The organism is Tildeniella sp. (assembly GCF_059505325.1).
Map to the genome: position 1 here is coordinate 108641 of NZ_JCACKI010000004.1, position 23148 is coordinate 131788.

Genomic DNA, 23148 nt, shown 5'->3' on the forward strand with positions numbered 1-23148 from the left:
GTCGATTATCTTAACATCGAGATAAATGCTAGTATCTTGATGTTAAGTATCTCGATATTAAGATAAAGTTATGAAACCGCCTACTGTTCGCCTGTCCGATATTCTGCTCACGGCTCTAGCGCCGATGATCTGGGGCACGACTTATGTTGTCGCAACGGAACTCCTGCCGCCGAACCATCCGCTCCTGGTGGCTTCTTTGCGATCGCTGCCTATTGGTCTGCTGCTCACCGCATGGCTGGGACAACTGCCAAAAGGAATTTGGTGGTGGCGGATTTTGCTCTTAGGTAGCCTCAATATCGGACTCTTTCAAGCACTCTTATTTGTGGCAGCTTATCGCCTTCCGGGTGGTGTTGCGGCAACCGCAGGCGCAATCCAGCCATTATTAGTCGTCTGGTTTTCCTGGGTCATCTTGCATGAAAAACTGTCTAAGCTGACGATCGTAGCGGCGATCGCTGGCTTTGTGGGTGTTGGATTACTGGTGCTTGGACCGACGGCGCGCCTTGATGGTGTTGGCATTGCAGCCGCGATCGCTGGGGCTGTCACAATGGGTCTGGGCACGGTGCTAGGCAAACGGTGGAAACGTCCAGCTTCGCTACTGGTCTTTACCGCATGGCAGTTAGCCGTGGGTGGACTGGTGCTGCTGCCCATTGCCCTGGTATTTGAGGCACCCATCACTCAGCTTTCCACAACCAACCTGTTGGGCTTTGTCTACCTGGGCTTAATCGGTACTGGACTGGCGTATGCGCTTTGGTTTCGAGGCATTGATAAGCTCAAAGCATCGGCTGCTTCCTCTCTGGGGTTGATGAGTCCTGTAGTCGCCACTCTGATTGGCTTCGTCTTACTCCATCAAACCTTGACACCCATTCAACTCGTTGGCATGGCTATTGTTTTGATCAGTGTTCTGATTGGACAACAAAGCAATCATTAGCCGATCGGCTCTAATCAGCGGATGCAGATGATCGTGTTCCGGTACAGCAGCCTGTTGTGTGCCTTAACCAGGCTCACCTGGCGCAAATTTGGCAAATACTTCTGCTTCTGTCAAATTCAAGGTTTGATTGGCAAATTCATAGTAACCAGGTTTCCGATCGATAAAAATTTGCTCCTTGAACTCAAACTCAATGCCATTCTGAAAAAGACCTGCTGAGAGAAAGTATTCATTGGTCTGCAATAACCTGTAGAAAATATGCGTACCACATTCAGCACAGAAGGCTCTTTCAGCCCATTCTGAGGACTGATACACTTTGAGTGTGTCAATGCCGTCTATCTCCACATCTGAGCCGCAAGATACACCTAATGCTGGACTACCTCCCCATCGCCGACACATACCACAATGACAGGCATCGATGCTCTTTTTGTCTGGCGTTCTGACCGTGATTGCACTGCAAAGGCACTTACCATCCATTTTGGTTTCCTCCATCTCCAGTGATTACTGTCTGATTTTGGCACACACAGCAGTTTGCAGCTAAATGAAGTACACATCTGAGTCTGAGAGCCTTAGCTACCGCTTTTTTTCCTTCTGCCTTTCGCGGAAGTGAGGTGTAAGGTGTGAGGTGTATTAGCTCCTGCCTTCTGCCCTCTGCCCTCTGCCTTCTGCTGTAACTACCGATACCCGGCGGCTTGCAGTGCAAAGAGCTGGGCGTAGCGTCCGCCCGATCGCACCAGTTCTTCATGTGTACCCTGTTCAACTACTTTGCCAGCCTGTAGCACCATAATCTGGTCTGCCATCCGCACAGTCGAGAAACGGTGGGAAATGAGAATTGCCATCTGCTGCTGCGTCATGGCGCGAAAGTGGTCAAAAATGCGGACTTCGGCTTCGGCATCCATGGCTGAGGTAGGCTCATCCAGCACCAGAATATCGGCTTGCGATCGCATGAAGGCGCGAGAAAGCGCAATCTTTTGCCACTGCCCACCCGATAGCTCTCGACCGCTCTTAAACCATCGTCCAAGTTGAGTGTGATAGCCGTCGGGGAGTGCCTCAATGAATGGCTGCGCGGTGCCTTTTGCGGCGGCATCGTGCCAACGGGCTTCATCTTCAAGGAAGGCAACATCGCCTGCGCCAATATTTTCGCCAACGGTAAATTGATAGCGCACAAAGTTTTGAAAAATTACGCCAATCCGCTGCTGAAGTGCGTCCCGATCCCATTCCCGTAGGTCTAAGCCATCCAGCAGAACGCGTCCACTGTCTGGCGTATACAGGCGGGTCAGCAGTTTGATCAGGGTCGTTTTGCCAGAGCCGTTTTCACCGACGATCGCCAGCTTTTTGCCTGGTTTTAAATGCAGCGAAACGTCTTTCAGCGCTGGCTCAAGGCTGCCTGGATAGCAAAAGCTGACATGCTCAAAACGTAGCCCATCACCTGGTAAGAGTCCTCGTGTTGCTTGTCCGATCGCTTTGGCAATGGGTTGTTCCAGATACTCATAGAGATTTGATAAGTACAAGCTGTCTTCGTACATGCCGCCGATCGCGCTCAGCACGGAAGCAAAGGTTGCCTGTCCTTGCCGAAAGACCACGAGATACATTGTCAAGTCGCCAAGGGAAATGCTGCCTGCGATCGCCTCCCACACAATCCACACATAGGCGGCATAAAAAGCAATGGTGCTCAGCAGTCCCAGAAAATAACTCCACAACCCACGTCGGATGGTCAGATCCCGATCTTCGCTGTAGAGGTGACGAAAAATATCACGATAGCGGCGCAACAGCATGGGACCGAGCTGATACAGCTTGACTTCCATTGCGGCAGTGTCGTTAGAGAGTAGCCATTCCAGGTAGTTTTGTTGCCGGGTCTCTGGGGCACGCCAGCGAAACAAGCGGAAGGCTTCGCCAGCAAAGCGCGTCTCAGCAATAAACGCGGGAACAGCAGCCAGCATCAACACCAGCACAGCCCAGGGAGAAAAACGCAGCAGCAAACCGCCATATGTCATCAGCGAGAGAGTGTCTTGTACCAGTCCGAAGGTGCGCCCGACCAAACTCAGTGGACGGCTGGATGCTTCTCGCCGCGCCCGTGCCATCTTGTCGTAGAATTCCGAGTCCTCAAAGTGGGAAATATCAAGCGTCAGTGCTTTCTCTAAAATCAGCACGTTAACCTTATGCCCTAACAACGCTCGTAGCAGTGACTGACAAAGCGCTAAACCTTGTTTGCAGCCTGCTTGCAGTGCGATTAATCCGGCTTCTACGCCTAAGTAAGTCAGCGTCTGCCAGCGATCGTTCACTGAACCCGATCGCGCCGCCAGCACAACCCCATCCACAATCAGCTTACCGACGTAGGCGATCGCGCCAGGAAGCAAGCCAGCAATCAAGGTCAGCACCATCAAAGCAATGGTTAGCGGACGATTAGTTGCCCACACTAACGCGATCGCCCGTCCGCAGTATTGATACATGGACAACGACTGCCGCAAACCCTGCCAGCGCTGCCTCAGTCGATTTTGTCGAAAATTCCTCATCCTTCTACGATAGCTTTCGGCGATCGGAGTTGTGCGGTGCAGGAAGCTGTTGGTAGTGAGAGGTCAGACGTTACTTTGGTGACTCAAATCCACCCCAGAGCCTACATGACTCATCTCTAAACCTGCATGACTCATTTCTAAGCCTGCATGACCCACCTCTGCATATGAATGACCCATCTCTAAACCTGCACGACCCATCTCTAAACCTGCACGACTCATCTCTAAACCTGCACGACTCATCTCTAAACCTGCACGACTCATCTCCGAACCTGCACGACTCATCTCTAAACCTGCACGACTCATCTCCGAACCTGCACGACTCATCTCTACATACGGATAACCCACCTCTAAACTTGCACGACTCATCTCCGAGCCTGCACGACTCATCTCCGAACCTGCACGACTCATCTCTGCATATGAATGACTCACCTCTAAGCCTGCACGACTCATCTCTGAGCTTGAACCGTGAACCTCTGAAGATGCACGACTAACCTTTCAGTAGAAAACGTGACGTTTTAACCCTAGCCACTAACCCTAATAAACTCGAAGCACTCCACTCAAAGCATCCCACGCCAAACTCTTTAACACACAGGGCGCGCTCCTTACGTCCCCTTCTCAAAGTCGTGTTTGCACAATCTGAGCGAAGGTCTCACGGTTGTCCTTCAAACTGCGGGGAATGCCTTGCGGATATGTCTGAGTGATCAGTGTTTGCAGTCGTTTGACGCGATTGTCTGGGCTGGGGTGAGTGCTGAAGAAGGCTAGCGGTTGCCCACTCTGACGAGAGGCGTTGAGTCGTTGCATCAGTTGGATAATGCCCTGTGGATCGTAGCCAGCTTCGGTCATGAAGCGCAAACCCAGCCGATCGCTCTCTAATTCATCGTCACGTCCATAGCGCAGACCAATGAGTTGCTTGACTGCCTGTGTCAGCACATTTGCCGGATCAGCACTGAAACCACTATTAGAAGTGGTGCTAACAGCAGTCAGTAATTGCTGACTGAATGGCTGTTTGGTTAAATGTTCGGCACCATGACGTGCTACCACATGCCCCACTTCATGACTTAAAACTGCGGCTAATTGCGCTTCTGAGGTGAGACGTTTTAGTAAAGCGATCGTCACAAAAACTTGCCCACCTGGGAGGGCGAAGGCATTCACTGTCCGATCATCCCGCAGCAGGTAAAATTCAAAGGGATAGGGGGATTTAGACGCGATCGATCGCGCCACTACTTGCTTCCCAACGCGGTCAATGTACTGCTGCAACAGCTTGTCTGGGTAAAAGCCACCATACTGGGTCACCATCTGCTGCCGTGCCTGTAGCCCTAAACTAATCTCCTGTTGCGGTGAAAGCTGCACTTGCTGTTGTTCACCCGTAACAGGGTTTTCTACTGTATTGCCACAGTAGGTTACCAACCCCAACAGGATGACGAGAAGGGCAATACTCAGCCGAATGAGTGACCTCACAGTCGTAGCCTCTAGTGACGCAAACGGAACCATCTGTCTAAAGAATAGCGGAGCCTGATGGTTGCATGAGCACTAGACTTGAATCGCCTCACCTCCAGGGTTTAGAGTTTAGGTCTAAACTTCAAACGATACTCATGCTTCCTCCAGTAGTGTCAGCAGCATGGCTTCATGATCATCTTGACGATCCACAGGTGGCGATCGCCGACTGCCGTTTCTCACTGATGCAACCAACATTAGGGCGTGAGCAATATCAGGCAGGTCACATTCCAGGAGCCTTTTATCTGGACTTGAACCAGGATCTTTCTAGCCCTGTTGGTGAGCATGGCGGGCGGCATCCGCTACCAGATATGGCTCAACTGTCGAGCCGCCTCACAGCGATGGGAGTTGATTCAACGCTGGATGAGCCAACGCTAGTCGTTGCCTATGATGACTCGCGTCTAGCGTTTGCATCGCGGCTTTGGTGGCTTCTGCGCTATCTGGGGCACGATCGCGTTGCCGTGTTAGATGGCGGCTTTGCAGGTTGGAACGCGGCTGGTTATGCCGTGACACAAACGGTTCCTGTACCCAAAACTGGAGCCTTTGTGCCGCGATCGCGTCCTGATCAGGTTGTGACTATGGAACAGGTGAAAGCACAAAAAGATCTGCCTGGAGTCGTTTTAGTCGATTCACGTGAAGCAGAACGCTACCGAGGCGAACGTGAACCCATTGACCCGATCGCAGGACACATTCCCGGAGCGGTCAATTACCCCTGGCAAACAGTCACAGGTGCAGACGGCTACGTTCGTTCAATTGAGGCGCAAGGCGAACGATGGGAAACGCTGCGATCGGCTCAAGAGATTTTTGTGTACTGCGGTTCGGGTGTCACTGCTTGCGTCAATTTGCTGTCGTTAGAACTGGCTGGCATTCAAACAGGCAAGCTTTACGCTGGCAGTTGGAGCGATTGGTGCTCGTATGAGAAAGAATGAAAGACTCGTTAAAGAGTAAATTTACGCGTTGGGTTAGCGGTCAGCAGTCAGCGCTCAGCGGTCAGCATATGTCGAAGAGCTGATAGCTGATAGCTGATAGCTGATAGCTGATAGCTGATAGCTGATAGCCAGTTTGTCTTTAGCCTTTCTCCTTCGAGAGCATATCGATCGCATCTCCCAGAGCTGTCGTTAAGCCTTTACGCGTTTGGGCATGGTTCGTTTGCTCCGCTTTGAGTGCCTGAGCAAGACGATCGCGCTCAGCGAATGCTGCAATGAGCGTTTCTTGCAGTTCGGCGATCGTTTGGAGCTTTTCGACTTCGGCTCGAATGATTGCCACATCGATAGGTGCGTTCCCTTCAGTCGGTACAGACCCTTTAAGCTGCTGGATGTCTTGCTTCAGCTCAGCGATCGTCTGACGCGTCAAGGCTGCTTCACTCCGTCGTTGTTGTGCTTCTGTTTCGTAAAGCCGCTGCCAATTAGCAGCACTAGCATACGCCTGCTCCCGTTCCTGCTGGGCATCGGCTAACTGCTGCCGCAACGTTTTAATCTCAGTCAACCACTGGCTTACGTCGTGGGTCATCAGCAACGACTCCTTATGCGATGGTAGTGAGTTTAACGGACTGGAGGGAGAATTTCTAGAGAGGTGGTGAGGAAGCAGGGGGAGCAGGGGGAGCAAGGGGAAGCAGGGGAAGCAGGGGGAGCAGGGGAAGCAAGGGGAAGCAGGGGAAGCAGGGGGAGCAGGGGAAGCAAGGGGAGCAGAAGACGTTTTGAAGTTGAAGCTTTAAGTGCTGAGTTAAGTTCTCCCCCCTGCCACTCCCTACTCCCTACTCCCTACTCCCCACTCCCCAGATCGATCGCCTTCAGCTTCTCATACGCATTGTCAACGAGCGATCGACCGCGCAGAAAACCAATGTTGGCACCGGGACAGACGACTTGCAGGGTGTCTGGCTGGAACTCTGATACAAGCTTCTGCACGCTGTTGAGTTGTCTACGCCAATGGAAGGTTTTGGATGTTTTGAGGGGCAGCAGATTGCCTTGAGGACTGGGCAGCAGATGGCGACCAGAAAATAATACGCCACCATAGTTGCTGTGATAGAGGCAGGCGGAACCGGGAGAGTGACCGGGTGTCCACAGGATGCGGCTTTGGGGCGTTAATGTAAATGCCTGTCCAAAGGGGGTGACAGGTAGCCCTGGCAACAGATAGGCTTCCTGCTCTTGCAGCAAAAGCTGACAGCCAAAGGCTTGTTGAAGCTGGCGGGCTTGACCAATACCGCCGCGATGCGTAAGAAAGAGCGTGTGGACACCTCCCTGCGCGTGCAAAAAGTCTCGCGTGACATCATTCCACGCAGGACAGTCCACTAGAATATTGACCGCTTCTACAATAAGATAGGCAGTTCCACCCAATGTTTCTCGATTGGGTGGGAAGGCAAAAATGGTTGATCGATCGCCCGGTTGGTGTAACAGCAACCGGGGCTGTTTAGGGGCAGAAACGGTTTGGTTGGTAGACGGCTGAGGCAGGTTGGGTGCAGCGGTGTAGGGTGAATCTGAAGACACTGGTTAAGAGAGGACTAAAGGAAACCGTTGTAGAAATCGCGATCGAACGAGTCATTTAAGCAAGAAACTGGGTATAAAACTTGTCACACTTGAAAGCAGCAGCATTTGTTTTTTGGCTACCGATCGTCGGCTATGTCTGACAGTTGACGCTTCTTTATACACATAACTCCTTTAGGATTGCTATAGGTATGATCGCATTCTTGTCTATTGGCTTTTAACCTCAGACCGTTAGCATTGTTTCAGGCAGTACGTTCTTCCAGCCCGACGAGACTAGGCGCATGAATCCGTTAATTTTGCTGTTCCTGCTGGGACTAATCACTTACTTTATCGTGCAACGGGCGGCTAGTGTCACGCGATCGCCCGTCTGGCTGCTATGGCTTGTGGCGATGGCTCCAGCGATTGTGTCGAGCGGTTGGGTATTGGCAAAGGGGAAACCGATGCCAACGGAGACCATCCTCATTTTGTCGGCTGTTTGCTTGCTGCTGTATTGGTTCTTAATTCAGCGGAATCGTATCTCGCCGCCGCCTGTCAATTCAGCCGCAGCAGAGGGGCAAGAGCAGCCAGCCACGATGACAAAAGAGGCGGTCACGATTCCCAGCAGCCCTCGACCGATCGATAAAGCAGAAGAAACGAGCCTGCAAAATTGTTTTCCCTGGGCAATCTACTACTTGCAAAACGTGGAGTATCGTCCGCAAGCCGTGATTTGTCGTGGGCAACTGCGGAGCAAACCAGAAGTCGCCTACCACACGATTCAAGAGAATGTGGCGGAAGTCTTCGGCGATCGCTTCTACGTCGTGTTTCAGGAAGGTGTAAACCAAAAGCCGTTCTTTGTGCTGGTGCCAAACCCACGATCGCAGAATATTGCGGCTGATGCCTCATTGCCTGCTGGTAAAAAACGCAAGGAAACGCTCACACGTCCCTTTCTAGCGATCGGCTTGTTCGTCGCTACTTTTTTCACAACTACGCTGGCATGGCTAGATTTGGGCAAAAAAGCGGTACAGCTTTCGCCAGCAACACTGGTGACGGGTTTGCCCTATGCGCTGACGTTAATGACGATTTTAGGCATTCATGAACTGGGGCATTACCTGACCGCTCGTCGCTACAAAATCCAGGCAACGTTGCCGTATTTCATCCCGGTGATCCCGATTCCGCTGTTTCCGTTCGGTACGTTTGGTGCCTTTATCCAGCTTCGATCGCCCATTCCCAATCGTCGTGCTTTATTCGATGTGGGTATTGCGGGACCGATCGCGGGTTTTGTAGTGGCACTGCCGCTGCTTTTGTGGGGCTTGGCGCATTCAGAAGTGGTACGTCTGCCAGAGAAACTGGAAGCATTCAACTTTCAGGCACTTGACCCCAGTTTCTCAATGCTGTTAGCGCTATTGAGCAAATTAGCCCTGGGTAATGCGCTGACCGCTGGTCAAGGCATCAATCTTCATCCGGTTGCATTAGCGAGTTGCCTGGGCATTGTGGTGACCGCCTTTAATCTGATGCCTGTGGGTCAACTGGATGGCGGTCATATTGTTCATGCCATGTTTGGGCAACGGGCAGGCACCGCGATCGGACAGATTTCTCGCTTGCTGCTGCTGGCACTCTCGCTTGTGCAACCACATTTGCTAGTCTGGGCAATTCTCCTGTTTCTGATGCCTGCTACCGACGAACCCGCGCTGAATGATGTGACAGAGTTAGACAATCGTCGTGACCTGTGGGGCATTCTGGCGCTAGGGTTGCTGATCATCATCATCCTGCCCATGCCAACCGCGTTAGAAAAATTGCTCAATCTCTAGGGGCTGTCATCAATGACAACTACACATGACTTGCAGCAAGGGTTCTAGCCCCTAGCCTGGTGTGTTGGGGCGGGCGCGATCAGGCTGATACCGCAAGGTTTTGGAGCTAATTGATGACGCGCCCTAGTAACGTTAGAAGCCTTAAATGCCTGGTTGCATCACCGCTAACGCAGCGCGGCTCAGATGCGGCATAATAGGAAGGTTTTTAATGCTTACGCCACGATCGCGGTAGCGAATTCATCGCCAGTGTCAATCGTTAGACTAAACCTATATTCCTCACGTCAGCAGACTTCTACCCGCCATGCGAACCCATTACTGTGGTCAACTCCGAGCCGAACACATTGGAGAGACAGTTACATTATGTGGATGGGTCGATCGCCGTCGTGATCATGGCGGCGTGATTTTCATCGATCTGCGCGATCGCAGTGGCATCATCCAAATCGTTAGCGATCCAGAGCGCACTCCTGGCTCCTATCAACAGGCAGGCGATTTGCGAAACGAATATGTGGTGCAGGTCTCCGGTCGTGTAACGAAGCGTCCCGATGACTCGCTGAATCCACGTTTGGGCACAGGTGAGGTCGAAATCTACGCCGATCGCATCGACATTCTCAATGCCGTTCGCAAGCAACTCCCCTTTCAGGTATCGACCGCTGAAACCGAAACGGTGCGCGAAGAATTGCGCCTCAAATACCGCTATCTCGACCTGCGACGCGAACGCATGAGCCAAAACTTACAGCTCAGACATGCGCTGAACAAAACCATTCGTCGCTATCTCGAAGATACGGAAAGCTTCATCGAAGTTGAAACGCCGATTCTGACACGATCGACCCCCGAAGGCGCACGTGATTACCTCGTCCCGTCACGAGTGAATGCAGGCGAATGGTACGCGCTGCCCCAATCACCGCAGTTGTTCAAGCAATTGCTCATGGTGGCGGGATGCGATCGCTATTATCAAATTGCCCGTTGCTTTCGGGATGAAGATCTGAGAGCCGAGCGTCAGCCCGAATTTACGCAGCTAGACATGGAAATGAGCTTCATGTCGCAAGAAGAGATTCTCAACCTGAACGAAGGTTTAGTTTGTCATCTGTTCAAAACGCTGAAGGGCATCGAGATTCCCCGACCATTCCCGCGACTCACCTATGCCGAGGCGATGGATCGCTACGGTTGTGACAAACCCGATACTCGCTACGAATTGGAACTGGTTAACGTCTCAGACATTGTGCAAGACTCCGGCTTTAAAGTCTTTGCGGACACGGTAGCCAAAGGTGGCACCGTCAAAATCCTTTCCATTCCCGGTGGCAACGATCTGATCTCCAATGTACGCATTAAGCCCGGTGGCGATTTGTTCAAAGAAGCCGCTGAAGCAGGTGCGCGAGGCTTGGCATATATTCGCGTGCGCGACGATGGCGAAATCGACACGATCGGTGCCATCAAAGACAACCTCACCGATGCCCAAAAGCAAGAGCTACTCAGCCGCACGGGTGCCAAAGCCGGACATCTGCTGCTGTTTGGCGCGGGAGACACCGCAACGGTGAATAAAACGCTCGATCGCCTGCGTCAAGTCCTTGCACGTGAACTGAATCTGATCGATCCCGATCAAATTAACCTGCTGTGGGTCACAGACTTTCCCATGTTTGAGTGGAACGCTGACGAAAAGCGACTCGAAGCGCTCCATCATCCGTTCACTGCGCCCCATCTCGACGATTTGCACGACCTCAAAACCGCTCGCGCTCAGGCATACGATCTCGTCTACAACGGCTTTGAAGTCGGTGGCGGCAGCGTGCGGATTCATCAACCTGACATTCAGGCACAGGTGTTTGAACTCATCGGCTTGTCTGAAGAAGACGCGAAAAACAAATTCGGCTTCTTGCTCGAAGCATTCGAGTACGGCGCACCCCCTCACGGCGGCATCGCGTATGGACTCGATCGCTGGACAATGCTGCTCACAGGCGAAGAATCTATCCGCGACGCGATCGCCTTCCCTAAGACGCAGCAGGCTCGTTGTTTGCTCACGGGCGCACCGTCTGGTGTGGATGGCAAACAACTAAAGGAACTCCACGTTGCTTCCACACACACACCGAAGCCAGCGCCACAAAATTAATCCTCTACTGTTACAAGTTTGTTTTACTTTTGCGACGACAGCACTGAGAAATTGCTTAAAGTCAGGTCATTTCAACATCACTGTCGAAATGCGGGTAAGCCGCTGTCACTGATGCAGTCATTTGATACCAATTTAAAAAATAAGGGTTGCAGATGGGGGTGTGGGGGCTTCGCCCCCAGCCAGGGGTTAGAACCCCTGCACCCCGTTTCCATCTGCCATGTTCGCTCTTTAAATGGTATGAGAAGCGTCAGCAAGCTCGTTTTCAGATTTTGAAGATGCAGTTGCCGCTGCTGAAAGCGTGATCACCATGACCTTCACAGCGATCATATGAACTTTCTGCAAACTTCCGTAGAAACACTAGCGCCAATGAGTGGCTGACAACCACAATGTACTCGATGAGTCAAGCGTGAGTCGGTCATGTTAAAACTAACTGCGAAATCGGGACTAAAACGTTAAGGCACCTCAGCAGACAGTCACAATTACCTGTGGGATGGCGGAGAAAGTCTTGCCCTTAGATGGGGACTGTCACTCCTTCTAACCCGAAGTAAGCTTTAGTTTAATTACACTTAGCGACTTGGTTGTATGGTCACGATAAGAAACGGTTCACTCCTTCCTGTTCCCTCTAAGCCCCTTCAGATCTCCCGACTTCCGTTGGATGTTCAACCTGTAGATGGCAGTGATAGCGGTGTTCCTTCATCTACGTCTATTCATCTTTCGTTGATAGTTCCTACTTACAACGAGAGTGGAAACATCGAAAAGATCGTTCGCATTCTATCTAACCTTTTGGATCAGGCACTACCTCATCACTATGAACTTATTGTTGTCGATGACGATAGCCCCGATCGAACCTGGGAACTCGCTCAAGCACTCATGCAGGAATACCCGCACCTGCACGTTATGCGCCGTCAAACAGAACGGGGACTTTCAACAGCAGTGATTCGAGGTTGGCAGGCTGCTAGAGGAGAGTTTTTAGGAGTCATTGATGGGGATCTTCAGCATCCTCCAGAAGTATTATTGAAACTGCTATCAGAACTTGATCAAGGAGCAGATTTAGCTGTCGCTAGCCGTCACGTTGAAGAAGGTGGAGTCAGTGATTGGAGTATTATTAGGCGCTTTCTCTCCCGTGGTGCACAGATGCTGGGCTTGGTGATTCTACCAAGAGCCATCAGTCGAGTTTCAGATCCCATGAGCGGCTACTTCATGCTACGGCGACGCGCGATCGCTGGAAAACTTTTGAATCCTCTAGGTTACAAAATTCTCATTGAAGTGCTGGGTCGTGGAGCGATCGAGCAAATTGCTGAAGTTGGTTACGTCTTTCAGGAGCGTGAAGAGGGCGAAAGTAAAGTCACCTGGAAGCAATACAAGGAATATATTCACCATCTGTTGCGACTGCGCTTTTCCACAGGGCGGCTTGGTCGAGTAAGGCAAAAGATTGACTTTCCAATCGGTCGCTTTAGCCGCTTCATCTTAGTTGGCTTCAGTGGACTCATTGTTGATATGGGTTCCTTATATCTACTCTACGATATCTTAGGCTTAGGGTTGACTCGCAGTGCTATTCTTGCGGCGGAACTTGCAATTATCAACAACTTCTTCTGGAACGATCGTTGGACATTTGGAGATCTTTCAAAGAAACAACCGCAATGGCGTAAGGTGATCAAACGCTTGGCGAAGTTCAACATTGTTTGTTTGATGGGGCTGATTCTAAAGATTTTGCTCTTAAATGCTCTTTTTAATGGATTGCATCTGAATGCCTACATAGCAAATTTCCTTGCCATTGCCGCTGTGACAATCTGGAACTTTTGGATTAATCTCAAACTGAGCTGGCGTGTAACCGAAACCAAGTAAAAGTTAAATAGAGACTAGTTCTCTGACAGTGGTTTGCTTAGCTACTTATAACGATTAGCGGTTGTTGTTCTAACAGCACTCCAGGATTTTTGAAAATTTAGTTAATCACAAAATAGTTTATGAAACAAGCCACACTTTCTTGGAAGAGAAGTAGTCAGTTCGCTAAAACTGATAGTGCTAATGTCTTGCTTATTATTTTGGTGTGGATTGTTATGTCAATCCTTGTTAACCCTTTAGGTGACTTTCCTATTAACGACGATTGGGTCTATGGGCGAGCCGTAAAATCGATTATTGAAGAAGGTAATTTTACCCTTTCGGGCGGAAACACATCTGCAAACTTAGTGGCGCAAGCTTTCTGGGGAGCATTGTTTTGCTTACCTTTTGGCTTCTCGTTTTCTGCCTTGCGGATCTCCACTTTAGTCTTGGGCTTAATAGGAGTAATAGCGACTTATGGACTTTTAAGAGAAGTAAGGGCAAGTCGCCTAATTTCGCTTTTTGGCGCTCTTTTAGTCGCGCTAAACCCAATCTATTTTGGACTCTCTAATACTTTCATGACTGATGTTCCTTTTTTCGCAGTAGCTGCTATGTCCCTCTATTTTTTCATCAGAGGGCTGAGAAGCGATCGAAAAGTTGACATTACTCTTGGTACTTTACTAGCCTGCTTAAGTCTTTTAATTCGTCAAAATGGAATAATAATCCCTATAGCTTTTGGATGTGCATATCTATTTAAGAAAAAGTTGAGCAGAACAAATGTTATCGTAGCGTCCATTCCAACGCTATCTAGCATTTTGCTACAGTTCATTTATCAAAATTGGCTGGAGTTGACCGATCGAACATCGCCTAACTTTAACTTACAGTCTAGAGGCTTTGTTAATATTATCTCATCTGCAAATATAGGAACTATAGTTTATTTGCTCGATAGCACCTTGATTGCCCTGGTTTATGTAGGGTTGTTTATATCGCCTTTAATTATTCCTATATTTTTGACAAAATTTAGAGCATCATCCTCGACAGAAAAGAGATTAATCTTTCTTTCTATTCCAAGTATTTTAATTGTGATGCTTGCTAGACTTGCGAAAAATCGCCCAATGATCATGCCGTTCAAGGGAAATACCTTAATGGATTTTGGTCTTGGACCATTAACGCTTCACGATGGCGACGCTGTAATTAGTAGCCGTGCATTCACTCCAGCGATTTTGACTTATGTTTGGGGAGCCTTGACAGTTGTAGCCGTTATTAGTGCAGCGTTTCTGATTTACTATTTACTGACCGCTACAAGACATATCTTCAAGCAACCTAAAAAAGACGAATCAGTTAGTCCACAGTGGTTGAAAGTTTTAGTTGTCTTAACAATACTGTTCTATTATTTGCCTTTTGGAATTAGTACTTACTTCGATCGCTATCTTTTGATGCTAATACCGCTGCTGTTAATGCTTGTTGTCGGCTCTAAACCAATGATTGACCAACCACACTTCATTCACAAAAAAATATTTCCTGTAGCTTTACTAATAATACTAATTTGCGGAGGCTTTACTGTCGGAGCGACCCATGATTACTTGTCATTAAATCGAGTGCGCTGGCAGGCATTAAATGCGTTAATGCGTGATTCCAAAGTATCACCAAACTACATAGACGGTGGCTACGAGTTTAACGGCTGGTATCTGTATGATCCGAAGAATACTTACGCAATCAACTTTATGAAAGACCCTAAAAGACCTGATAAAAGCTGGTGGTACGTTGACAGAGATGATTATATGATTGCTTTTGGTAACTTAGCTGGCTACGAGGAATTGAAGCGTTATCAAACTGGAAGATGGCTTCCTTTTGGACCGGAAACTATTTCTGTTTTACGCAAAGAATCAGCATAATACCCTCTGAACATAGTGAAAGCACTTGTTGTTTTTAGAAAAGAGAAGCGAGCAATAAAACGATCTTAGCCACCAGACATCAGCAATAAACAGTGGAAGCGATTATCCAACTTTCTATCTGCGATTCATAGGGATCGTTTGCGGCAACACCGTTAAGCTACATGTAAGCGATATTGTCACTGCGATGTGTCACTGATAAAGCAAGGGTAGGGAGCCTAAGAACGAGCGATGAGAGCGACGATCGCGCCTAGTTGCAGTCATAGATCGATAAAGGCAAAGACAAAAAGACAGCGATCGATGCAGTAAAATATTCGATCGCTGCCTCTTTTGTACATCAATCAGGAATTGTGTTTGAAACGTCAATCGCGCGATCGCCTTTACCGCTTAGGAGCGTCCACCCCGACCGCGATACAATTCCATCATGGTTTTCATTTCAGCCATCATGGTTTTCATCTCAGCCATCATTGCCACTTGCTGTTGATACACCTCTTGTGTGGTCGCTGCATTCTTTCTCGGCAGGAGAGTCTCTAGCTTCGTCGGGTTTGTCAACGTCTCCATCCGCGCGATCAAAACCTGTTGCTGCTTGTACAAATCAGCGATCGTTGGAGTCTGTCCATCTGGCGCAGACGTGAGCACTTTCATCTCAGCCATCATCCGTTTCATTTGCGCCATCATTGTCTTCATTTCGTCAGCAAAGACTCGCTGCTCCCGATACATTCGCTCAAGGTTCGAGTTGGATTGGGCAACCGTAACAGTCGGCGTTCCAGCGATGACGGGTATTGTAGTCGTTAGAATAATGAAGCCAGACAAAACACCGTAAGCAAGTTTTCTCATCGGAATCTCCTTAAGCTATTCAATGAATAGGTTTTCTTCGTTGGTTTAGTTTGCTAATCACCTCTACTAAAATCAATGCTACGGCGCTCTTAAACAGCCTGCATGAGAAGAGGATTAGAAATAAACTAGCCCTGTATGAAAACGCGTACCGAATTGAACGCCTAATGCTCATCAGCGGTTGTCGTCAGATTTGGCAGCGGGATCGAACCATTGCGCGATCGCCTGCACCAAGCCTTCCAGGGTATATTCTTGTGCCTCGGCATCAACGCGACCCAGCAAGCTCGTACACGCCTTTGTGGTTTGCGGTCCGATCGACGCAATGCACAGCCCATCAAGCCACTCCTGCCAGGTGTTATCGTTCTGTGACTGCTCCAAAAGTTGACAAAAGTGTTTGACGGTTTTGGCACTGGCAAAGGTGATTACGTCCACCGTGCGGGTTTGCAAAGCGGTTAGAGCGTCGGGCGCGATCGTCTCTGGGCAAAGCGATTGATACGCAGCCACTTCCGTTACCACAGCACCTCGGCTGACAAAATCTTTCACCAATACATCCCGCCCACCACTCTCGACTCTTGGAAAGAGAATGCTGGCTCCACTCAACGACCCTGGAAAATGCGCCGCTAGCGAATCAGCGATAAATTCTGGTGGTACAAAGTCGGGTTTCAAGCCACGTTGCTCTAGCTTCTGTGCTGTTTTGTCGCCAACGACAGCAATTTTGACTGCTGCCAGCGCACGCACGTCACGAATCTGAGTTGCCAGGCGCTCAAAGAAGTAGTCAACACTGTTACCAGAGGTCAGCAGCAACCAGTCAAAATCTGCCAGCCGAGCCAGTGCGTCATCTAGCGCTTGCCAGCTCGAAGGGGGCACAATTTCAAGCGCGGGCATTTCGACCACCGTTGCTCCATCACGCTGAAGCCGTGCTGTAAATTGACCAGACTGGTTTGCCGATCGCGTGACCAGCACCGTCTTGCCAGTAAAGGGTAGGGTTGTATCGGCAGTTGAATCGGATGTAGTAAGCACAGTCGAAGAAAGTAAAGAGGAACGGGGTTGAAGGTAAGAACGTAGCCCTACCACTTCGCCGATGACAATCACACAGGGGGAAAGCGCTTCGGTTGCAACCTGTTGCAGGATGGTAGACAGCGTCCCTGCCCAAACTTGCTGGTGCGGACGACTTGCCCAGCGGATGATCGCGATCGGCGTTTGGGGCGATCGCCCGTGCGCTTGTAGCTGCCGCAACAGTTCAGGCAGGTGTTGCCCACCCATGAGGACAACCAGAGTATCGATTTGCGCCAGTACCTGCCAGTCAAGCCCGTCAGGATCGTGACTACTGAGAACAGTAAAACATCGACTCAAGACGGGATCGGTTAAGGGAATACCTGCCAACAGGGGCGCTGCCAGCGCCGAAGAAAGCCCAGGCACGACCTCAAATGGACAGTTTGCTGCTGTCAATGCCTCTATTTCAGCCTGACAACGACCAAAGATAAAGGGGTCACCGCTCTTTAGCCGCACAACCTGTTGCCTTTGCAAACAGTGATGCACCAGCAGCGCATTGATGTCTGCTTGTAGCATACTGGGTTTGCCGCCACGTTTGCCAACATTGAGCAATAAGCATGCCTTCGGCACGAGCTGGAGCAAGGCGCTGTCCACAAGCGCGTCATACACCAAGACCTCTGCCTCCATCAGCAGTTGTTGTGCCTGCACGGTAAGATACGCCAGATCACCCGGTCCAGATCCAACGAGATAGACTATCCCTGTTTGACTAGGCATGGCGTATCCTCAAAAAAATTGGCTAAAAAAAATGGAAAACTACCGAACCCATTTTGTAGATGGTCAGTTAGCCTGGATGCAATCTTCACGATCGGGCGCATCTTCACAGGATTTACAGGATGACTACAGTTCACAAGCCTGCCCTGCAAATTGGGCTGGGCGCAGCAATTTTTATCACTGCCGCAAGTATGACTGCTGCGACATTGCACTTCAAGCCATCGCTGGTAGAAGGGTTACAGGCATTACGCACCGCAAAAGCTCCTCATACAATCTGCAATACGATCGCGACTGATCCCTCACCGCCGCTAAATGTACGCTCCAGCCCGGTCGTAGCACCTGATAATGTCGTGGGTACAGTGCGTAATGGTACTCGCCTGGTAGTCGTTGATCGCAACGAAGGTTGGCTGAGAATCAATCAGCCTCTAGACGGCTGGGTGTATCAAGATTTAACGGTGACAAGCTGTGTTCCGGCAACGGCACAAGCAAACGCTAATCTACCGCATAGTAACGATAGCGGGATGCAGGTACTGGCACAGGCAACCGAACGCTATCAGTCAGGTGATCTTAAGGCTGCGATCGCCCTGACACAAACGATCCCCGCTAGCAGTGCGGCATATCAGCCTGCCAAAGGTGCCGTCAACCAATGGCAGCGCGACTGGAAAACCGCAGAAACAACCTTTGCGGAAATGCAGCAAGCAATCACGCAAAGCCGCTGGCAAGATGTCCTGCTCAAAGTGCAAACCGTTCCAGATAATCGGTTTTGGCGTGCGAAGTTAGCCCCGATCGTTAAAATAGCGATTCAGCGGCAAAATGGTCGTTAAGGAGGCAGAAGGCAGAAGGCAGGAGTAAGCTCTACGCTGATAGCTGATAGCTCTACGCTGATAGCCAAACTTCTAACCGGATGCTGAAGTTTCTACCGATCGAAGCACACGACAGGGATTGCCCACTGCCACCACATTCGCGGGAATATCTTTTGTAACCACGCTTCCGGCTCCAATAGTAGTGTTATCACCGATCGTCACACCGGGACAGATAATCGCACCACCCCCAATCCAAACATTATTGCCAATGCGAATCGGTGCTGCCAGTTCGCGCCCCGTTAGTCGCACGGTGGGATCAGTGGGATGATACGCGGCGTAAATCTGTACATAGGGCGCACACAGGACATCATTGCCAATGTGTACCTTATTGCAGTCGAGAATTACGCCGCCATAGTTCATGTAAAAGCGATCGCCCACCGTAATGTGGCTACCATAGTCGCAGTGAAAGGGCGGCACGATTTGCGGCTTCTCGCCCACGGCATCAAACAGCGCTTCTAATAGTTGTGTACGCTTGTCTTGTTCCGTTTCCGTTGTCTGGTTGTAGAGCCGCAAGAGACGCAATGCTCGTTTACTCTCCGCATCTAACTCAGCATCTTTGGCAAGGTAAAGTTCCCCTGCCAACATCTTTTGCTTTTCGGTTCTAAGTGTGTCGTTCATAATAAGACCTTGCTATACCGCTGGGTGCTCAATGGAGGCAGTGACTTGAAAATTACTTGTGAGGTAAGAACAAAACAATCTACCAAGATCCCGGACATTTGGTAGGCTCAATCAGTTTTGATTTGAATTAAACTGCTTCTTCTAGTTGGTTGTTCAGGGCTTCACGATTAAGCTCGTAATTTTGGAACACGTCACTCAAAACAGTCTTATCTGTTTCAGACAGCCGCACTAAACCCCACAAGAGATGTTCAGTCCCGATCGACTTCTTACCCTGAAGTCGAACGATTTGCAAAGCAAGCTCTAGAACGAACTTACCTTGCGGACTGAATTCGAGATTTTCGCGGGATTCAAACGAATGTTCATTGGTTTCAATGTCTTGCGACACACCGTTAGCTCGAAGTAAACGAGCCGCGGTTGTGGTTGGATCAGCCAACAAGCCAGCCAGCAGATGCTCTGGTTCAACTTGGAAGTTCTGTAAGCGTGCTGCCTCATTTCGAGCAAAATTGACTGCATTGATTGCTTTCTCATTGAACCGCTCAAACCCGAACTCAAAGCCAAAGAAATTTTTGACTCGCTCAACTAATGTCTGCATCGATTGCTTTGCCTCATAAATGAAAACGTCTTCGATTGCGACGTTAAACAGACTGGCAAGTTTAAAAGCCATGTCTAGGCTGGGGTCAAACTTACCAGATTCAAACCCATTGACCGCCTGACGACTCACTCCTAATGCTCTGGCGAGGTCAGATTGTGACCATTGATGCCGTTGTCGAAGTTCTTTCAGTCGGTTTTTCATAGGATCGCCCGCTCACCGTCAAGTATTACTTTACATCACTGCAAAATAAAACGTCAAGCATAGCTTGACAAAAATGTCTGTGGGATCGCTTGGAGTAGTTGAAGCTCTCATCTCAAACGCGGCATAATAAGCTACTGGAGCGGATGTTGAAGATCGCTAGGCTTAACCAGACATTTCCTGAATCAACACATACGGTTGCACGATAAGCGCATTGAAGCGTGTAGATTGGTTCAGGTTCCAGTCTGATAGTTGAGTTGGAAAGGGCTTATGGATCAGGTTTTCCTCGATCCAGGGTTGGACTCGCGCTGTATCGTCGTTGGCGATCGCTACAGCCACATCCACCACATCCAGCCCCAACTCCACCACAATGAGCGTATCTCGACGGGCATGAGGGGCAAGCCAGTCCCATTCTGCCTCTGCCAGCGCTTCCGCCAGTTCTGCTCTTAAATCGCTCATAGATCAGTCCAATTTGCTTTGTAAACGTTGTTTAGCTTTTAGCTTTCAGCTTTCAGCTTTCAGCTTTAAATTTCACGCTGAAGGCTGATGGCTGACGGCTCCCCAGCGCATCACCGCCCTAAATCGTGCAGCGCATTGATAGCATCCGCGCATTGTTGGGTCACGGTTTCTAGTGCGCCACGATCGCCCGCTTTTGGTGGCGCAATGACTTCACCAATCCGAATTGTCAAAGGCACGGAACGGGGAGCCGCAGAACCTTTGCGGAAAATAGCATGAGTACCCCATAAGCTTACGGGTAATAACGGAGCCTGGGTTTTAGCCGCGAGCCATGCCGCACCCAGTTTGGGATCAGCCACCTTACCATCGGGTGTGCGTGTGCCCGTGAGAAATACGCCTGCTGCCCAGTTTTGCTCCAAAAAGCCCATTGCGGCTCGGAGGGCACTGCGATCGGCAGAACCCCGCTTGACGGGATAGGCACCATAGAGCGCGATCGCCTGCTTCAACACAGGCACCCGAAACAGTTCTTCCTTTGCCATGTATGCCACTGGACGACCTACACAGCAAGACAACAGCGGCGGATCAAAATCGCTGGCATGATTGCTTACCACAACAAGTGGTCCCATTTTGGGCACATTTTCTGCGCCATAAATCCGTCCCCGAAAGTAAAGATGTAAACCAGGACTCACGATCGACCACTTAAACAAGTGATAGAGCAAAAGGCTGGCAAACGGTTCACGAGTTCTCGGCATAGTAATTGGTTGTGAACGATTAGCTGTCAATTGCTTGTTTCTATCCACTAATAACTAACAACCAACAACTTTTATAGCTGCGGTAATTCTGCCACACTGCTGATGTTCTCCAACACCAGACTTGGGCATGTGCGCTTGATTAGACCCGTCAGCACTTTACCGGGACCAATTTCAACGACACGGCTCACGCTCTCTTCTGGGAGGCGCAACGAAATTTCTCGCCAGCGGACGCTGCCTGTCATTTGCTGGCTGAGACGTGTTTTGAGTACTGCCGCATCTGTACTGGGAACCGGATCAAAGTTCGAGAGCACAGGGATTTGAGCAGTGTTGAAGGTTATCTCGTTCAATGCCGTTTGAAATTCTGTCGCTGCGGGTGCCATCAACGGTGAGTGGAAGGCTCCGCTGACGTTCAGCTTCATTGCCCGTTTTGCTTTGACCTGACTCAGTACAGTTTCAACCGCAGTCGGCGTACCGGAGATCACCACTTGCCCCGCATTATTATCGTTTGCAAGGACAACATCAGGCGTTTGCTGCAACTGTTGCTCTAGCTGTGCCTGATCAAAGCCAAGTAGTGCTGCCATCATGCCATCCGAGGCTTGATCCATCAGCTCGGCGCGTTGTTTAACCAACCTCAGCCCTGTTTCAAAGTCGAAAACACCAGCCACGTACAGCGCCACATATTCGCCTAAACTATGACCCGCCACAAAATCGGGTTGGTGCCCCCGCGATCGCACCAGGTCTGCCAGAATGCTTTCGACGACATACAAACACGGCTGCGTATAGACCGTGCGAGAAATTTTATCCTCTGGATGCTGGCAAATGTCGGCGATCGACCAGCCCAGAATGTGCTCTGCCTGCTCAAATTTCGCCTTCGCGTCTGGTAGAGCAAAGAGGTCTGTACCCATCCCGATCGCTTGTGAGCCTTGTCCAGGAAACACCCATGCAGTCTTCATTAGAGTTGTTCGTTGTTGGTTGTTAGTTGTTGGAGAGGGATCAGGAGTGAGGAGTCAGAAGTCAGAATTAACTCAGAACTCAAGACTTAAAACGCTTAACTCCCTACCGTCCCCATTGAAAAATGGCTGCGCCCCAGGTAAGTCCGGCTCCGAAGCCACAGGTGACGATCGTGTCTCCAGCTTTGATCGTTCCCTGGCGGATTTCTTCGTCCAGCGCTAAGGGAATCGAGGCAGCAGAGGTATTACCGTATTTAGCAAGATTGCTGATGATTTTAGCGGGTGGAATGTTGAGTCGATCGCCCACAGCATCCAGAATGCGCTGATTTGCTTGATGGAGCAGCAGCCAGTCGATAGCTTCCACACTCAGGTTGGCACGAAAGAGCGCCTTTTTAATGACTTCTGGTACGCGGCGAATGGCGAAACGATAGACTTCTTGCCCATTCATCGTGATGGGCTGGAAACTGCCTTGCCCGATCGTTACGCCATCGACCAACTCTTTAGGCTGAGGCTGATACGCCAGGTTCAAGCATTGATTCTGGGTGCCGTCGCTGCGAAGCTCAAAGCCGAGGAGTCGATCGTGCTCATTTGCTTGAATGACAACTGCTCCCGCACCATCACCAAAGAGAATGCACGTTCGGCGATCGCTCCAGTCCACCCACCGCGACAACACATCTGCTCCAATCAGCAGAATGTTTTGATAAGCGCCTGTACGAATAAATTGAGCTGCTGTCACTAAGCCAAACACAAAACCAGAGCAAGCTGCTGTTAAGTCAAACGCCACTGCTTTTTGTGCGCCTAACTCCGCTTGAATCTGGCTGGCGCTACCAAACAGATCATCAGCCGTTGAGGTTGCCAGAATGATCAGGTCTAAATCCATTGGCGACAGCCCTGCCATCGCGATCGCGCCTTGTGCCGCTTGAGTGGCGATCGTGGCAACCGATTCGGCTGGGGTTGCCAGTCTGCGTTGCCGAATCCCTGTCCGAGCAGCAATCCACTCGTCCGAGGTTTCAACAAGCTGGCTTAACCCTTCATTGTTCAGGGCTGTCATGGGTGCTGCCGAACCGCTCCCCGTAATTGCAACGCCTATTCCTGATTGTTGTAAGTTCAT

General features: G+C 50.1%; 21 protein-coding genes. 7 read left to right on the forward strand and 14 right to left on the reverse strand.

Annotation, left to right across the window (positions count from 1 at the left end; genetic code table 11):
* The first annotated feature begins 70 nt into the window (after positions 1-70).
* A complete protein-coding gene (locus tag AC5JO6_RS01910; RefSeq protein WP_496079342.1) occupies positions 71-928 on the forward strand; it encodes an EamA family transporter in 858 nt (285 codons plus the stop codon).
* 63 nt (positions 929-991) lie between these two features.
* Here AC5JO6_RS01910 and AC5JO6_RS01915 read toward each other — a convergent pair whose 3' ends face one another.
* The 4 genes from AC5JO6_RS01915 to AC5JO6_RS01930 all read right to left on the reverse strand — a co-directional run bounded on the left by AC5JO6_RS01915 (position 992) and on the right by AC5JO6_RS01930 (position 4896).
* Complete coding sequence (locus AC5JO6_RS01915; protein WP_496079343.1) at positions 992-1402, reverse strand: GFA family protein; 411 nt, start codon at positions 1400-1402, stop codon at positions 992-994.
* 197 nt (positions 1403-1599) lie between these two features.
* Positions 1600-3438, reverse strand: a complete 1839-nt coding sequence (locus AC5JO6_RS01920; protein WP_496079344.1) for an ABC transporter ATP-binding protein — start codon at positions 3436-3438, stop codon at positions 1600-1602.
* A gap of 63 nt (positions 3439-3501) precedes the next feature.
* Positions 3502-3867: a hypothetical protein gene (locus tag AC5JO6_RS01925; protein WP_496079345.1), complete on the reverse strand. Its 366-nt coding sequence runs from the start codon at positions 3865-3867 to the stop codon at positions 3502-3504.
* 186 nt (positions 3868-4053) lie between these two features.
* Positions 4054-4896, reverse strand: coding sequence for a M48 family metalloprotease (locus AC5JO6_RS01930; protein ID WP_496079346.1), 843 nt, complete (start codon positions 4894-4896; stop codon positions 4054-4056).
* A 134-nt stretch (positions 4897-5030) separates the two neighbouring features.
* Here AC5JO6_RS01930 and AC5JO6_RS01935 point away from each other — a divergent pair, with 134 nt between their 5' ends.
* Positions 5031-5861, forward strand: coding sequence for a sulfurtransferase (locus AC5JO6_RS01935; RefSeq protein ID WP_496079347.1), 831 nt, complete (start codon positions 5031-5033; stop codon positions 5859-5861).
* Positions 5862-6000: 139 nt separating this feature from the next.
* On the opposite strand, the gene AC5JO6_RS01940 is transcribed toward AC5JO6_RS01935, so the two are convergent.
* Both AC5JO6_RS01940 and AC5JO6_RS01945 read right to left on the reverse strand, forming a co-directional pair.
* Complete coding sequence (locus AC5JO6_RS01940; protein ID WP_496079348.1) at positions 6001-6441, reverse strand: hypothetical protein; 441 nt, start codon at positions 6439-6441, stop codon at positions 6001-6003.
* 251 nt (positions 6442-6692) lie between these two features.
* Positions 6693-7415: an MBL fold metallo-hydrolase gene (locus AC5JO6_RS01945; protein WP_496079349.1), complete on the reverse strand. Its 723-nt coding sequence runs from the start codon at positions 7413-7415 to the stop codon at positions 6693-6695.
* A gap of 278 nt (positions 7416-7693) precedes the next feature.
* Between AC5JO6_RS01945 and AC5JO6_RS01950 the strand changes: the two genes are divergently transcribed.
* From AC5JO6_RS01950 to AC5JO6_RS01965, 4 genes are all read left to right on the forward strand, one after another.
* Positions 7694-9199 carry a site-2 protease family protein gene (locus AC5JO6_RS01950; RefSeq protein WP_496079350.1) on the forward strand — a complete coding sequence of 502 codons (1506 nt, stop codon included), beginning with the start codon at positions 7694-7696 and terminating at the stop codon, positions 9197-9199.
* Between the two features lie 301 nt (positions 9200-9500).
* Positions 9501-11300 carry an aspartate--tRNA ligase gene (gene aspS / locus AC5JO6_RS01955; protein WP_496079351.1) on the forward strand — a complete coding sequence of 600 codons (1800 nt, stop codon included), beginning with the start codon at positions 9501-9503 and terminating at the stop codon, positions 11298-11300.
* A gap of 582 nt (positions 11301-11882) precedes the next feature.
* Positions 11883-13145: a glycosyltransferase gene (locus AC5JO6_RS01960; protein ID WP_496079352.1), complete on the forward strand. Its 1263-nt coding sequence runs from the start codon at positions 11883-11885 to the stop codon at positions 13143-13145.
* Positions 13146-13264: 119 nt separating this feature from the next.
* Complete coding sequence (locus AC5JO6_RS01965) at positions 13265-15013, forward strand: ArnT family glycosyltransferase (RefSeq protein ID WP_496079353.1); 1749 nt, start codon at positions 13265-13267, stop codon at positions 15011-15013.
* A 384-nt stretch (positions 15014-15397) separates the two neighbouring features.
* Here AC5JO6_RS01965 and AC5JO6_RS01970 read toward each other — a convergent pair whose 3' ends face one another.
* Positions 15398-15847, reverse strand: coding sequence for a hypothetical protein (locus AC5JO6_RS01970; RefSeq protein ID WP_496079354.1), 450 nt, complete (start codon positions 15845-15847; stop codon positions 15398-15400).
* 171 nt (positions 15848-16018) lie between these two features.
* Complete coding sequence (gene cobA, locus AC5JO6_RS01975; RefSeq protein ID WP_496079355.1) at positions 16019-17611, reverse strand: uroporphyrinogen-III C-methyltransferase; 1593 nt, start codon at positions 17609-17611, stop codon at positions 16019-16021.
* A 119-nt stretch (positions 17612-17730) separates the two neighbouring features.
* On the opposite strand from cobA, the gene AC5JO6_RS01980 reads away from it, so the two are divergent.
* Positions 17731-18432, forward strand: coding sequence for an SH3 domain-containing protein (locus AC5JO6_RS01980; protein ID WP_496079356.1), 702 nt, complete (start codon positions 17731-17733; stop codon positions 18430-18432).
* A gap of 72 nt (positions 18433-18504) precedes the next feature.
* Here the strand turns inward: AC5JO6_RS01980 and AC5JO6_RS01985 are convergent, their stop codons facing one another.
* From AC5JO6_RS01985 to AC5JO6_RS02010, 6 genes are all read right to left on the reverse strand, one after another.
* Positions 18505-19089, reverse strand: coding sequence for a sugar O-acetyltransferase (locus AC5JO6_RS01985; protein ID WP_496079357.1), 585 nt, complete (start codon positions 19087-19089; stop codon positions 18505-18507).
* Positions 19090-19216: 127 nt separating this feature from the next.
* Complete coding sequence (locus tag AC5JO6_RS01990; RefSeq protein WP_496079358.1) at positions 19217-19882, reverse strand: helix-turn-helix transcriptional regulator; 666 nt, start codon at positions 19880-19882, stop codon at positions 19217-19219.
* Between the two features lie 162 nt (positions 19883-20044).
* The gene (locus AC5JO6_RS01995) at positions 20045-20338 is read right to left on the reverse strand and encodes a DUF2288 domain-containing protein (RefSeq protein WP_496079359.1); all 294 of its coding nucleotides are present in this window, start codon (positions 20336-20338) and stop codon (positions 20045-20047) included.
* 110 nt (positions 20339-20448) lie between these two features.
* Positions 20449-21087: a lysophospholipid acyltransferase family protein gene (locus AC5JO6_RS02000; protein WP_496079360.1), complete on the reverse strand. Its 639-nt coding sequence runs from the start codon at positions 21085-21087 to the stop codon at positions 20449-20451.
* Between the two features lie 71 nt (positions 21088-21158).
* On the reverse strand, positions 21159-22040 hold the full coding sequence (gene fabD, locus AC5JO6_RS02005; RefSeq protein WP_496079361.1) for an ACP S-malonyltransferase: 882 nt from the start codon (positions 22038-22040) through the stop codon (positions 21159-21161).
* A 103-nt stretch (positions 22041-22143) separates the two neighbouring features.
* Entirely contained in the window at positions 22144-23148 is a 1005-nt protein-coding gene (locus AC5JO6_RS02010; protein ID WP_496079362.1) for a beta-ketoacyl-ACP synthase III, read from the reverse strand.